This is a genomic window from Sphingomonas sp. SORGH_AS_0879 (assembly GCF_030819175.1).
Lineage (GTDB): Bacteria > Pseudomonadota > Alphaproteobacteria > Sphingomonadales > Sphingomonadaceae > Sphingomonas.
Map to the genome: position 1 here is coordinate 1,638,813 of NZ_JAUTBJ010000002.1, position 13,083 is coordinate 1,651,895.

Here is a 13,083-nt window from a genome sequence, read left to right on the forward strand (position 1 = left end):
GCTATGCCATCATTCCGTCCCTCCCCGGCGAAGGCCAGGGTTGATTGCCACCTGAGCCAGCGGTGCGCCAAGGCTGATCGACATTCCAATATGGTCTTGTTTTCCCTCGCTCCTCTGAGAGGGGAGAGGGAAGGAGAGGGAGGAACGTCAGCGCGCGCCGGGTGGCAGGTTCGTCTCCAGATATCGGGTCATCAGCGAATAGAGGTGGATGCTGGTATTCTCGCCCTCATAGATGCCATGGCTGCGGTCGGGATAGGCCATCATCGTGAACGGCTTGTTGAAGTGGATCAGCCGGTCCACCAGCTGCTCCTGGTTCTGGTAATGGACATTGTCGTCCAGCGTCCCGTGGATCAGCAGCAGATTGCCCTTCAGCCGGTCGGCGAAGGTGATGGGTGAGCCGTTCTTATAGCCTTCCACATTATCCTGCGGCAGGCCCATATACCGCTCCTGATAAATGGTGTCGTAGAGCTTCATGTCGGTCGGCCCCGCCACCGCAATTCCGGTCTTGTACAAGTCTGGATAGCGGAACAGCGCGTTCTGGGTCATCGCGCCGCCGCCGCTCCAGCCCCAGATGCCGATCCGGGCAGGGTCGATATAGGGTCGCGTCGCCAGCATCGTCTTCACACCCGCCGCATAATCGGCAGAGGCCAGGATGCCGACCTGGCGATAGATGCTCTTGCGCCAGTCATGGCCGCGCGGGGTGGCGGTGCCGCGCGGATCGAGGCTGGCGACCAGATAGCCCTTTTGCGCCAACATCCGGTGCCACAGCCCCTGCGACCCCGCCCAGCGATCCGCGACCGTCTGGCCCCAGGGTTCGCCATAGACGAAATAGAGGATCGGATAGCGTTTCGCCGGATCGAAGCCCGGCGGCCTAATGAGCCAGCCATCGAGCTGCGTGCCGCCGCCGATATCGACTCGGAAGAACTCGGTGGGGGACAGGCCGGTGTCCTTGATCACCTTGGCCAGTGGCGCATTGGCGGCGAGTGTCCGCAGCGGCTGTTGCCGGGTCATGTCGAGCATGTCGGTGACCGGCGGCGCATCGAAGCGCGAGACGGTGTGCAGCGCCCAATGCTCGCCCGGTGCGATGTCGTAGCTATGGGTGCCCGGCTGGTTCGCCGGGGTCAGCCGCTCGACCTTGGGCGTACCCGACAGGGTCGTGCGGTAGAGATAGCGCTGGGTCGGATTGTCGGGCGAGGCGATGAACCAGGCATAGCCCGCCTTCTCGTCGACGTTGAGCAGTTCGACCACATCGAACTTGCCCGGCGTACGAAGCGTCGCCCGACCGCTCGCCCGATCGATGGTATAAAGGTGCCGCCAGCCGTCGCGCTCCGACAGCCAGGTGAAGCTCCGCCCGCCGTTCAGCCATTCGGGCGCGACGTTCGCCTCCACCCAGGCGGCGTCCTTTTCGACCATGATCGGCTTGACCGCGCCGGTCGCCGGATCGCCGAGCAGGACGTTGTAGCTGTTCTGGAGGCGGTTGGACTGCTGGATGAACAGCGCGTCGGGGCCGCCCGCCCAACTGATCTGCGGCACGTAATTCTGGCGCGGATCGCCGTCGAGCTTGAACCAGCGGGTCGCGCCGTCCGCCACGTCGATCACGCCGGTCGTCACGGCCGAGTTGGTCGTGCCCGCCTTGGGATATTGCAGCGGGATCACCTGCGAATATTGGCCGCCGGTGTTCTTCATCATGTCGAAGGTGCCGACGCCCTTCGTGTCGAAGCGGAGGAAGGCGATGCGCCTGGAATCCGGGCTCCATTCAAAGGCGCGGTGGACCGAGAATTCCTCCTCATAGACCCAGTCGGCCAGGCCGTTGACGACATAATCGTCGCCGTCCTTGGTCAGCGCGACGGGCGCGCCGCCCGCGATCGGCTCGACATAGATGTTGTTGGCGCGGACATAGGCGATGCGGCTATTGTCGGGCGAGATGGTCGCATAGAGGAGGGTAGAGGGTGCGGCATCCGCGCCGACCTTGTGCAACCGGCGGTTGGCGACATCGTAGAGCCAGTAATCGGACAGCGCGTTGGTCCGGCGGAAGCGCTGGCCGTTGGTCTGGATCAGCAACCACTTGTCGTCCGGCGACCATTCATAGCCGTCGATGTTCAGCGGAGCGCTCGCACCCGGCGGGACCAGGTCGGCGGCGGCGATCAGCACCTGACGCTGGCCATCGGCGATGCGATAGCGGACGATGTCCTGCCCGCCCTTGGGCGCGGTTTCGAGGGCGAGATAGCTTTCGCCGTCCTTGCTCCACCGGCTGGCGCGGACCGATTCCGTGCGTACCGCGCCCGGACCGAAAATGCCCTCGACCGACAGGGGGGTGGGAGCGGTGGTCTGCGCGGCCAGCGGCGTCGCCAGCGCGACCGAGGAAAGGGAAAGCAAAAGTCCGGAAATCCGCCAGTACGACCGCATCTCTTCACCCATTCCTGATCCGATGCACGAAGCCTAACGCGCGCCCATAAAATCGTATACCGAAATCTTTGTGGCGATCGTTACCGATGCGACTAAACACAGGCGCAGGCGATCATGAAGGAGCGGGCTGGCGGATGACGGCGGGAATCGAGCATGTCGCGATCATCGGCGGCGGTTTTGCGGGGACGCTGCTGGCGATCAATCTGGTGCGCCATGGCGGCCCGCGCGCGACGCTGGTCGAGCGGCGGGCCAACCAGTTGGCGCGGGGAGTCGCCTATAGCGCGGCCCATGCCGAGCATCTGCTGAACGTGCGCGCCGGTAACATGAGTGCGTTGCGCGACGATCCCGATCATTTCGTTCGGTGGCTGGTCGCGCGCGGGGCGGGGGATGCGAAGACCTTCGTACCGCGCCGGGTCTATGGCGATTATCTGCGCGACCTGCTGATGGAGACGATCGCCGCGGACCCCGCGCGGCTGACCTTGGCGAGCGGCGAGGTCGTCGGGCTGGATCGGGAGGGCGCGGGGTATCGGCTCCACATGGCGGAGGGAGCGGCGCTGGCAGCCGATGCGGTGGTGCTGGCGCTGGGCAATCTGCCGCCGCACACGCCGCCAGGGATCGACCCCGCTTTGCTGGCGGAGGGATGCTACCGCGAAGACCCATGGGCGGGGGATATCGCCGAGGGGCTGGGGGATGATGACCGGGTGCTGCTGGTCGGTAGCGGGCTGACCGCCATCGACGCGGCGCTGTTGCTCGATGCGAGCGGGTTCGGCGGGCGGACCATCGCCATGTCGCGCCGGGGCCTAGCTCCCCGTCGCCATGCCGATGCGCCGCCCTTCACCCCTTTGCGCGAGCGACCCGCCGCCACCTTGTCGGCGCTGGTCCGGCATGTCCGCTGTGCGGCGGGGGAACAGGGCTGGCGCGGGGCGGTCGATGCGCTGCGCCCGGTGACGCAGATGATGTGGGGTGCCGCCGATGGCGTGACGCGGGCGCGGTTCCTGCGGCATGTGCGGCCCTATTGGGATGTGCACCGGCATCGCCTCGCCCCTTCGGTCGCCGACCGGGTGGATGCGTTGATCGAGGCGGGGCGGTTGTCGATCGCGGGTGGCAAGCTGGTCCGCGTCGAACCGAATGGGCAGGGGGCTGTCGTGCACTGGCGACCGAGGGGAAGCGATCAGGTCGAGACGCTGCGCGTCGCGCGGATCGTCAATTGCACCGGGCCGCAAGGCGATCTGCTCCGGTCGCGCGAGCCGCTGATCCGGCAGTTGCTGAGCGAGGGGATGATCCGGCCTGACGCGCTCCGCATCGGGTTGGAGGTCGATGCGCAGAGCCATGTCGTGGCCGCCGATGGCGGGGTGGACGACCGGCTCTACTGCATCGGCCCGATGACACGCGGCGGACTGTGGGAGGTCGTCGCGGTGCCGGACCTGCGGCAGCAGAATTGGGAATTGGCGCGGCGTCTGGCCCATGCGCAATGGGTCGGCGGCGAGGGGCTGTAAATCCTCCCCGGCACGGGGAGGGGGACCGCCGCGAAGCCGTGGTGGAGGGGGATCGCCACACAGGACGTCCCTTGCGGAAGCCCCCCTCCGTAACCGCTACGCGCTGCCACCTCCCCGTGCCGGGGAGGATTAAGCGGTCGCCCCGATCTTCTTCAGCCAATCCGCATGGCTGGGCATCGACTCCGCCATCTGTCTGATCGCCTCCGCCAGCTTGCCGACAAACGCGCGGCTCCGCGCGGGGTCGCCGTAAGCCAACAGCGGGTCCAGCCCCTCGGGCGTGTTGAATTGCCCGATATGCACGGCCGCCCAGCTCGCCGGGCCGAACAGGTCCATGTCGCGCGCGACCAGCCGCCCGGCGGAACGGAAATGCGCGATCTTCATCGCCAGCGTGTCGGGGATCGGCATCGCCGCGCATTCGCGCCACAGCGCCGAGTCCCGTCGCTCGGTCAGCTTGTAGTGCAGGATGATGAAGTCGCGAATCCGCTCATATTCGGTGATCGCGACGCGGTTATACTCCTCGATCGCCTGCGGCTCGAAGGCGCGGGTCGGGAAATAGGCGAGCAGCTTGGCGATGCCCGCCTGGATCAGGTGGATGCTGGTCGATTCCAGCGGCTCCATGAAGCCGCTCGACAGGCCGATGGCGACGACGTTGCGGTTCCACAGACGTTTGCGCCGCCCGGTGGTGAAGCGGAGCGGCCGGGGGTCGCCCAAAGCCTCTCCATCCAGATTGGCCATCAGCGTCGCGGCGGCTTCGTCGTCCGAGATATGGCGGCTGCAATAGACATAGCCGTTACCGGTCCGGTGCTGGAGCGGGATGCGCCATTGCCACCCGGCTTCGCGCGCGGTCGAGCGGGTATGGGGCGTCAGGCCATCGCCGCCGGTGACGCAGGGTGCGGCGACGGCCCGGTCGCAGGGCAGCCAATGCGTCCAGTCCTCATAACCGGTGTCCAACGCCTCCTCGATCAGCAGGCCGCGAAAGCCCGAGCAATCGACGAACAGGTCCGCCTCCAGCATCCGGCCATCGTCCAGCGTGACCGAAGCGACATGGCCGCGCGCCGCGTCCAGGGCATGGCCCGCGATCGTCCCCTCCACCCGCACCACCCCGCGCGCCTCGGCATAGCGGCGGAGGAACCGGGCATAGAGCCCCGCGTCGAAATGATAGGCATAGTCGAAGGTGGAGGCGACGCTGCGCGGATCGGCCATGGGGGCGGCGAACCGGCCGCGTTTGCCTGCGCCCCAGGCCATGGACAGGTCATCGAACGCCACGCCGCTGTCGGGGCCACCCGCCGCCAGCCAATGTTGATGCACCGCGACCAGATCGAAGGATTTTCCGTGCGTGCCGAAGGGATGGAAATAGCGATGCCCTTCGCGGCCCCAGCCGACGAATTCGATGCCCAGCTTGAAGCTGCCCTTGGTCTCGCGCAGGAACTCCGCCTCGTCGATGCCCAGCGTCTGGTTGAACAGGCGGATCGGCGGGATGGTCGCTTCCCCGACGCCGACCGTGCCGATCGCGTCCGACTCGACCAAGGTGATGGTCAGTCCGTGCGGCATGGCATGGGCGAGCGCCGCCGCCGTCATCCAGCCCGCCGTGCCGCCGCCAACGATCAGGACCGATCGGATCGCATCGGGGGGAGTTTGGCTCATCCTGTTATCCTCTTCGTCGGCTTCCGACTCTGTCACGGTCGGGTGCCCGCCTTCTCCTGCCATATCATGCAAAGGTTTGCGATGCTCATGATCTGGCGCGGTCGCGTACGCTGTGGTTTCCCGATCACACCACCACAGATTTTATGCAATGGTTTGCAAAACGGCTATTGCAAACGATTGCTGATGTGGTAGCGAGGCTGCACGACATCCCGGACACCGGGGCGAATCAGGAGAGGGTGTATGACGACGAGGGTTCTACGGTCCTGCGGATCTATGGCTGCTCTGGCGATGGCGTTGGCCAGCGCGCCGGGCTTCGCCCAGGCGAATGACCCCCAGGCGACCAGCTCGACGGCGCAGCCCGTTCCGACCGGCTCCGACCGCGTGGCGCAGGCGGGCGATATTCCCGATGCGGGCGCGTCGAGCGAGGACATCGTCGTCACTGCGACCAGCGGCGAGCGCTCGCGCTTCCGCAGCTCGATATCGGTCTCGCAGGTCAGCCAGGAAGCGATCCAGAATTTCACGCCGCGTTCGACCGCGGAAATCCTGCGCAACATCCCCGGCCTTCAGCCGAGCGATACGGCGGGCCCCGGCGGTAACGCCAATATCGGCGTTCGCGGTATCCCCGTCTCGACCGGCGGTTCGGAATATGTGTCGTTGCAGGAAGACGGCCTGCCCGACGTGCTGTTCGGTGACATCAACTTCGGCAACAACGACTATTGGCTGCGCTTCGACCAGAATATCAAGACGGTCGAGGCGGTGCGCGGCGGTTCGGCCTCGACCTTCGCCAGCCAGGCGCCGGGCGCGGTCATCAACTTCATCAGCAAGACCGGCGAGACCAAGGGCGGCCAGATCGCCTATTCGAACGGCCTGGGCTTCCGCGAGCATCGCGTCGACTTCGACTATGGCGGGCCGATCGACGACAGCACGCGCTTCCATATCGGCGGCTATGCGCGCAACGGCGGCGGCTACACCAACGAGAACTTCAACATCCTTCGCGGCTATCAGATCAAGGCGAACATCACCAAGGATCTGCCCGACAATCGCGGCTTCGTGCGGCTGTACTTCAAGCGGCTGGACGAGCAGGCGCCGACCAACACCACCACGCCGACGCTGGCCACGCTGGACGGCGACCGGGTGACCGGCTTCACCCCGCTACCGGGTTTCGACGGCCGCAGCGGTTCGTCCTACACGGTCTATAACCGCAACTTCCAGTATCTCGATTACGACAATGGCGGCGTGAAATCGGCGGAGGTGCAGGGCATCCATCCGCGCGTGACCGGGATCAGCGGCCAGATTCACTATAACTTCAATGACAATATCTCGTTGGACGACACGATCCGCTACCAGTGGATCAGCGGCAACTTCACCACCCAGTTCATCAACGTCCAGATGCTGACCGGCACCGGTGGCCTGATCGGCTCGACGGTCAACGGCCAGACGGTGGGTTCGGTCCGCTATGCGGCGGGGCCGAAGCTGGGCCAGTTGTTCACCGGCCCCTATGTGAACAACAACCCGAACATCAACGTGTTCATGAAGAACATGCATAATTTCGCCAACAACCTGACGCTGAACGGCAAGTTCGACGTTGGCCCGGGCAAGGCGCGACTGACCGCCGGTCTGTTCGTCATGCGGCAGAACATCGTCCAGGACTGGCACGTCAACCGCCAGTATAGCGAGCTGAACGGCGAGAATGCCGCGCCGCTCGACCTGTTCTCGACCACGGGGACGCAGTTGACGGCGGCGGGCCAGGCAGGGTTCAACGACAATTGGGGCAGCTGCTGCGCCCGCCGCGTCGACCTGACCTATACCGATGTCGCGCCCTTCCTTCAGGCAGGTTACGAAGTCGGCGGCCTGAACCTCGACGCCTCGGTCCGCTACGACAGCGTCCATGGCGAGGGCACCGCGCAGGGCGGCGTCGCTGGCCCGACGACCCGCGTGGCCGATGCGCTGGGTTCGGCGCTGATCCCCTCGCTGGTGCTCAGCCCGACGGTGGAGAAGGTCAATTACACCGATGGCTATTTCAGCTGGTCGGTGGGTGCGCTCTACGCCTTCAACAAGAACACCAGCGTCTTCGCCCGCGCCAGCCGGGGCGGTCGCTTCAACGCCGACCGCCGCGTCCTGTCGGGCAACTTCAACGCGGACGGCTCGCTCAATGCGCAGGGACAGGCGACCTCGGTCAACTATCTCAACCAGCAGGAAATCGGCCTGAAGCAGCGCGGCGGCCTGTTCGGCGCGTCCTATTCGGTCGAAGTCACCGGCTTCCACTCGACGCTGACTGAGAACAACTACGACTTCACCCGGATCAACAACCCGGCGCCGAACAACAATCCGAACATCTCGAACGGCTATCGCTCCTACGGTATCGAGTTCACCAGCCGCGTGACCTATGGCGACTTCCATCTGGCGGTCGATGCGACCTATGCCAATTCGAAGATCACCAGCAGCGCGACCTCGGCGCTGGTCGGCAAAAAGCCCGGCGGTCTGCCCGACTTCCTGTTCGTGGTGTCGCCGTCCTATGATGCGGGTCCCGTCGCCTTCGGCGTCAGCATGAACGGCCAGACCAGCACCAAGTCGGACGACTTCAACCTCTACACCGTCAAGGGCTCGACCTTCTTCAACGGCTTCGTGACGGTGCGGCCGATGGAGCGGCTGGAGCTGGGCCTGAACGCCAACAACATCTTCGACAAGCTGGGCTTCCGTGGCGGCGGCGGCATCTTCCCGATCCTGTCGCCGACGCAAGGGGTGTTCAACAATACCGCGCTATATGGGCGCACGGTAACGGCCTCGGTTCGCTATCGTTTCTAAGCGTTAGTCCCCTGGGGCGGGTGCCGCATGGCATCCGCCCCGTTTTTCGTTCAGGAGGACGGCCATGACCCATCCGGCCCCGCCCGCCCGAACATTGAAGGATATCGCCCGGCTCGCGGGCGTGTCGCCCGGTACCGTCAGCCGTGCGCTGGCCGGCAAGAGCGTCGTCAACGCCGAGACGCGCCAGCGGATCGAGGCGCTGGCCGCCGAACATGGTTTCCAGATCAACCAGATGGCCCGCCGCCTGCGCGCGCAGCGGACCGGCGTGATCGGCGTCGCCATCCCGCTTGGCCATGAGCGGCGGCAGCGTCTGTCCGATCCCTTTTTCATGACCCTGCTCGGCCATCTCGCCGACGAACTGGCGGCGCGCGACCATGACGTGATGCTGTCGCGGATCATCCCGGATGACGAAGGGTGGCTGTCCCGGATCACCCGGTCGGGCATGGTCGACGGCGTGCTGCTGATCGGACAGTCGGACCAGTTGGCGGTCATCGAGCAGGTGGCCGAAACCTATCTCCCGCTCGTCGTCTGGGGCAGCACCATGCCCGGCCAGCATCACTGCGCGGTCGGTGTCGACAACCGGCTCGGTGGACGGCTGGCGGGCGAGCATCTGATCGCGACCGGGCGGCGGCACATCGCCTTCATGGGCGAAATCCGCACGCTGGAACTGGCTGAGCGTCATGCTGGGCTGTGCGATGCGCTTCGGGCGGCGGACCTGCCTCCGCCGCACCAGCTGGACGTCGCGCTCGCGCCCGAGCTGATGCCGGATCAGATCGCCGACAATCTGTCGTGCCTGCGGGAGCGGGGGGAGGGGATCGACGGCATCGTCGCGGCGTCGGACATGATCGCGCTGGCGACGGTCGCGAAACTGACGTCATGCGGTGTGGCGGTGCCGGGCGATGTCGCGGTCACCGGCTTCGACGATCTGCCGCTCGCCGAACGGGCAATCCCGCGCCTGACCACGATCCGCCAGGATCTGGAGGCGGGGGCCAGCGCGATGGTCGAGGCGCTCTTCGCCCGACTGGAGGGACAGGCGGCCCCGGGGCTGGAAATGCCGCCGCGCCTGATCGTCCGCGATTCCGCCTGAGCCCCAAAAATCGGCGCGGTCTTAGGGAAGATCGACCGCGCCGTGAGGTTTCAGGGAGTAGGTAACGGATGTCAGGCCAGCGTCAGGCCGACATCCACATTGCCGCGCGTAGCGTTGGAATAGGGGCAGATCTGGTGCGCCGCCTCGACCAGCTTCTCCGCCTCGGCGCGATCGACGCCGGGCAGGTCAACGGTCAGGTCGGCCGTGATACCAAAACCGCCCGCCGCACGCGGACCGATGCCGACCTTGGCGGAAACCGAAACGTCGTCCGGCACCTTCACCTTCAATTGCTGCCCGGCCACCTTCAGCGCGCCGATGAAGCAAGCCGAATAGCCCGCCGCGAACAGCTGTTCCGGATTGGTGCCGTCGCCGCCCGCGCCGCCCAGTTCCTTGGGCGTCGACAGCTTGACGTCGAGCGTGCCGTCCTGAGTCCGGGCATGCCCGTCGCGACCGCCGGTCGCGCTGGCCTGGGTCTGGTACTTCACGTCGATCGTCACATTCGGTCTCCGATAATCATTATCGCGATATATAAATGAGCTCCGCGATCGGACTTGTCCAGCCCTTCTTTTATCGCGATATGCATTTTTCGGAATTTCGGGAGAGAGCGGATGTCGGCGCCTTGGCCGCTGGACGATCAACTATGCTTCGCCTTGTATGCGGCCAATATGGCGGTCCAGCGCACGTACAAGCCGATGCTCGACCAACTTGGCCTGACCTATCCGCAATATCTGGCGCTCCACGTCCTGTGGGAAGAGGATGGCCGGACGATCGGCGCGATCGCGCAGCGGCTGGGACTGGAGTCGAGCACCGTCACGCCGCTGATCAAGCGGCTGGAGGCGAGCGGTCAGGTGATGCGCGAGCGCGATCCGCGGGACGAGCGGCAGGTGCGCGTCCGGCTGACCCCGGCGGGCTGTGCATTGCGCGACCAGTGCGGGTGTTTGGGCGAGGAGATCATCGCCCGGTCGGGCATGGCGGTCGATGACCTCACCGCGCTTCGCGGCGAGGTCCGCGCGCTGCGTCTGGCGCTGGAGCGGCGCGAGGGGCAGGGGGCGTAGCCCTCGACTGCGCTCGGGCTGAACGCGGTCTTGGATGACATCAGCCTCCGTCCGGCCTGAGCGAAGTCGAAGGCAAAGGGAATCCGCCTACGACTTCAACCCCATCGTAAACACCACATTCGGCGCATCCCGGAGCGCCACATACAGCACCCCATCCCGCGCCGAAGGCACTGCGAGCCGCGCCGCCGTGTACCCCGGCGACACGCCGACCGCGCCCGCCATGTCGGCGCTGGCGGCAACCCGGTCGATCAGGAACAGATCGCGCCCCTCCAGCCAGCAGCCATTCTGCTCGCAGCCGCCGCCATCGATACGCGGCAACCGGACCAGCGTGGCGAGCGGCGTCCAGTCGCCCTTGATCGCCCCGCGTACGATCCGGTAGCGGAGCGGCCCCGCCGCCGCCGGACCCAGCCGCGCCGGATCGAGCGTTGCGACCGCGATGTCGGGCGAGGACAGCCGCACGTCGCGCCCGCCCTCCAGCAGGACGGTGGCGGCACCGTCACCCGTCGCGACCTCGATCGCGTCGGTCGGTGCCAGGCGGGTGCCTTCGGCGGCGCGGACCGAGAAGGTCAGGCGGCTATTGTCGGGTAGGACATTCTCGTCGCGGGTGGCGAGCGCGACGGCACCGGCGGTGTCCTTGGACGTCAGGCTGCGCGCGATCAGCGTCGCGGCGGGGCGCGGCGGGGCGGGCGTGATCGGTACCGACAGGGGTCCGTCCGTCGGTCAGCCGGATCTTCGCGCTGGTCCCGTCCGGCACCCGGCCATCGGCGGCGGTGGCGACCAGCCGGTCGCTGTCCTCCTCGCGGGTCAGGCCATCCGGGGACAGCCGGACATCGCCGACCTCGACGCCTGAAATCTCGTCCAGCCGCTGGCCGGTCAGCGTCACGAAGCGGTCGCCCTTGGCCAGCGTCACCGTGTCGATCCGGCTGGCGGGCGAATAGGCGCGCAAGCTGACGCTGCGCGGTGTGCTATCGCCGATCTGCTGCACCTCCAGCCTGATCTCGCCCGCGCGCGCATTCTTGAGCGGCAGGGTCACGGTGACGCCGTCCGTCCCCCGCAGCGTGAAGGGCACCGGTTGCGCCGTGCCGCCCGGCCCGCGCATGGTGACGCCGGTGACGCAAGCGGCGGCGGGGCCGCTCAGCGTCACCGCATTGTCGCGACCGACGACCAGGCTCTGTCCCGCATCGCCCGCGCGCCATTCGCCGCCATCGGAGAATTGCAGCGTGAAGCCGGGCCCCTCGAACCCGTCGAAACCCCATTCACCGTGCAGCTTGGCGGTTACCTTGCCCGACAGCGCCCCCGCAGGCAGCGGCTCGGTGAGGACATAGCCGCCCCGGTCGGCACGCGCGCGCACGGGTACATCGATGGTCTTGCCGTTCGCCCCGGTCAGTGACACCCTCATGTTGCGCGCGAAGGCGGTGGAGTAGATCAGCGGCGCGCCCTCGACTGGCAGGACGAGGGCGGGACGCGCCCCGCACAGCGGCGCGTCCCCGGTCACGCGCAGGCGCGGCGGGCTGGACGCATCGATGGCGGGCATGGCGGCGACCAGCACCGATTTGGGCTTGGCGAAGGACGGCGCGGCGTTGAGCAACAGAGACAGCCGGTCCCCCTCGCGCGTGGCGAGCGTCGGCAGATAGCTGAACTGCGGATTGCCGAACGCGCCGAACACGCGTGCGATGTCGCGGATCACGCCGATATAGGGGCTGTAATAGCCCAGCCCCGCCTCACGCGTATAGCTGAGTTGCAGGGCCAGGTCGGTCGGCGCCCCGATCAGCGTGTCGGTCATCGAACTGCTGTGAATGTCCGCCAGCACCAGCGAGTCGCGGTTCTCCAAAAGGCATGCCGCCTGCAACTCGATGACGCGCGCCAGGCAGTCGGGGTTCAGCTTGATCGCCAGGCTGTTCGAGAGGGCGGGGGCCAGGGTGCGCAGGAATTCCGGGTGGCTGTTCTCCTGCGCGCGGATCGCCGCGACGAAGGCGTTGAGCCGCGACCGGTCGAGCGAGGCCTGGTTCAGATCCTGCACCGCGCGGACGAACTCGCCGGGCCGGTCGCGCACCGCATCGACGATGGTGCCCGATGCGCCGCCGGTCTCCGGCACCAGGAACAGCGCCATCTGCCGCGCCCCCTTGGGCACGGTCAGGGTCAGGCGGCGATCCTTGTCCTTGGACTTCCATGTCTCGGCGGACTGGACCCAGTTCTTGGGCGGCGGATTGGTCGCGCCGCTGAGGAAGGCGGAGAAGAGGATGTAGCGGGCCCGCTGGTCGCTGGGCAGGTCCGCATCGATCGTCAGCCTGTCGCCGGTGGCGAGGTTGGGCACCTCCGCGATGGGCAGGCTCTTGTCCCCGCGCGTCACCATGATGCGCAGGCCCGGGCCGGGCAGGTCGAAGGGCGCGGGATCGGCGGCGCAGAGCGGGCTTTCGACCAGGGCGGCGGCGGCCAGCGCGAGCGCCATCAGGGGACGGGGGAAGCGAAACATGACAGGGTTAAGGCCCAGACTGCCGAAAGGATCAACCCTCTGGCAGCAAATGACATAGGCGTGTCATCTGCAAATCCTCCCCATCTATGATGGGGAGGGGGACCATCCGAAGGATGG

At 66.7% G+C, this 13,083-nt stretch carries 10 protein-coding genes and 1 pseudogene; 5 read left to right on the forward strand and 6 right to left on the reverse strand.

Features of this window, described 5'->3' with window-relative positions; genetic code table 11:
• Positions 1–147 precede the first annotated feature (147 nt).
• Positions 148–756 carry an alpha/beta hydrolase family protein gene (locus tag QE379_RS19590; protein ID WP_373461852.1) on the reverse strand — a complete coding sequence of 203 codons (609 nt, stop codon included), beginning with the start codon at positions 754–756 and terminating at the stop codon, positions 148–150.
• Between QE379_RS19590 and QE379_RS19595 the strand changes: the two genes are divergently transcribed.
• Positions 755–823, forward strand: a complete 69-nt coding sequence (locus QE379_RS19595) for a hypothetical protein (RefSeq protein ID WP_373461853.1) — start codon at positions 755–757, stop codon at positions 821–823. The two genes, QE379_RS19590 and QE379_RS19595, sit on opposite strands and share 2 nt — an antisense overlap.
• Before the next feature lie 218 nt (positions 824–1,041).
• Here QE379_RS19595 and QE379_RS19600 read toward each other — a convergent pair.
• A pseudogene (locus QE379_RS19600) lies at positions 1,042–2,418 on the reverse strand (DPP IV N-terminal domain-containing protein); the annotation flags it as partial.
• A gap of 122 nt (positions 2,419–2,540) precedes the next feature.
• Between QE379_RS19600 and QE379_RS08595 the strand changes: the two are divergent.
• On the forward strand, positions 2,541–3,902 hold the full coding sequence (locus tag QE379_RS08595; protein ID WP_306999688.1) for an FAD/NAD(P)-binding protein: 1,362 nt from the start codon (positions 2,541–2,543) through the stop codon (positions 3,900–3,902).
• A 129-nt stretch (positions 3,903–4,031) separates the two neighbouring features.
• Here the strand turns inward: QE379_RS08595 and QE379_RS08600 are convergent, their stop codons facing one another.
• A complete protein-coding gene (locus tag QE379_RS08600; RefSeq protein ID WP_306999690.1) occupies positions 4,032–5,546 on the reverse strand; it encodes a tryptophan halogenase family protein in 1,515 nt (504 codons plus the stop codon).
• A 273-nt stretch (positions 5,547–5,819) separates the two neighbouring features.
• On the opposite strand from QE379_RS08600, the gene QE379_RS08605 reads away from it, so the two are divergent.
• Together QE379_RS08605 and QE379_RS08610 are read left to right on the forward strand one after the other, a co-directional pair.
• Positions 5,820–8,351 carry a TonB-dependent receptor domain-containing protein gene (locus QE379_RS08605; protein ID WP_306999691.1) on the forward strand — a complete coding sequence of 844 codons (2,532 nt, stop codon included), beginning with the start codon at positions 5,820–5,822 and terminating at the stop codon, positions 8,349–8,351.
• Positions 8,352–8,415: 64 nt separating this feature from the next.
• Entirely contained in the window at positions 8,416–9,438 is a 1,023-nt protein-coding gene (locus QE379_RS08610) for a LacI family DNA-binding transcriptional regulator (protein WP_306999692.1), read from the forward strand.
• 71 nt (positions 9,439–9,509) lie between these two features.
• Here the strand turns inward: QE379_RS08610 and QE379_RS08615 are convergent, their stop codons facing one another.
• A complete protein-coding gene (locus QE379_RS08615; protein WP_306999693.1) occupies positions 9,510–9,935 on the reverse strand; it encodes an organic hydroperoxide resistance protein in 426 nt (141 codons plus the stop codon).
• 111 nt (positions 9,936–10,046) lie between these two features.
• Here QE379_RS08615 and QE379_RS08620 point away from each other — a divergent pair, with 111 nt between their 5' ends.
• Entirely contained in the window at positions 10,047–10,493 is a 447-nt protein-coding gene (locus QE379_RS08620; RefSeq protein WP_306999694.1) for a MarR family winged helix-turn-helix transcriptional regulator, read from the forward strand.
• Positions 10,494–10,580: 87 nt separating this feature from the next.
• Here the strand turns inward: QE379_RS08620 and QE379_RS08625 are convergent, their stop codons facing one another.
• Positions 10,581–10,952, reverse strand: coding sequence for a hypothetical protein (locus tag QE379_RS08625; protein ID WP_306999695.1), 372 nt, complete (start codon positions 10,950–10,952; stop codon positions 10,581–10,583).
• A 115-nt stretch (positions 10,953–11,067) separates the two neighbouring features.
• Entirely contained in the window at positions 11,068–12,966 is a 1,899-nt protein-coding gene (locus QE379_RS08630; protein ID WP_306999696.1) for a hypothetical protein, read from the reverse strand.
• Positions 12,967–13,083 lie beyond the last annotated feature (117 nt).

Excerpts from the sequence above, each read along its gene's own strand:
- QE379_RS19590 (WP_373461852.1), bottom strand. The coding sequence starts at position 756 with ATGTTGGCGCAAAAGGGCTATCTGGTCGCCAGCCTCGATCCGCGCGGC.
- QE379_RS08595 (WP_306999688.1), top strand. The coding sequence starts at position 2,541 with ATGACGGCGGGAATCGAGCATGTCGCGATCATCGGCGGCGGTTTTGCG.
- QE379_RS08600 (WP_306999690.1), bottom strand. The coding sequence starts at position 5,546 with ATGAGCCAAACTCCCCCCGATGCGATCCGATCGGTCCTGATCGTTGGC.
- QE379_RS08605 (WP_306999691.1), top strand. The coding sequence starts at position 5,820 with ATGGCTGCTCTGGCGATGGCGTTGGCCAGCGCGCCGGGCTTCGCCCAG.
- QE379_RS08610 (WP_306999692.1), top strand. The coding sequence starts at position 8,416 with ATGACCCATCCGGCCCCGCCCGCCCGAACATTGAAGGATATCGCCCGG.
- QE379_RS08620 (WP_306999694.1), top strand. The coding sequence starts at position 10,047 with ATGTCGGCGCCTTGGCCGCTGGACGATCAACTATGCTTCGCCTTGTAT.
- QE379_RS08630 (WP_306999696.1), bottom strand. The coding sequence starts at position 12,966 with ATGTTTCGCTTCCCCCGTCCCCTGATGGCGCTCGCGCTGGCCGCCGCC.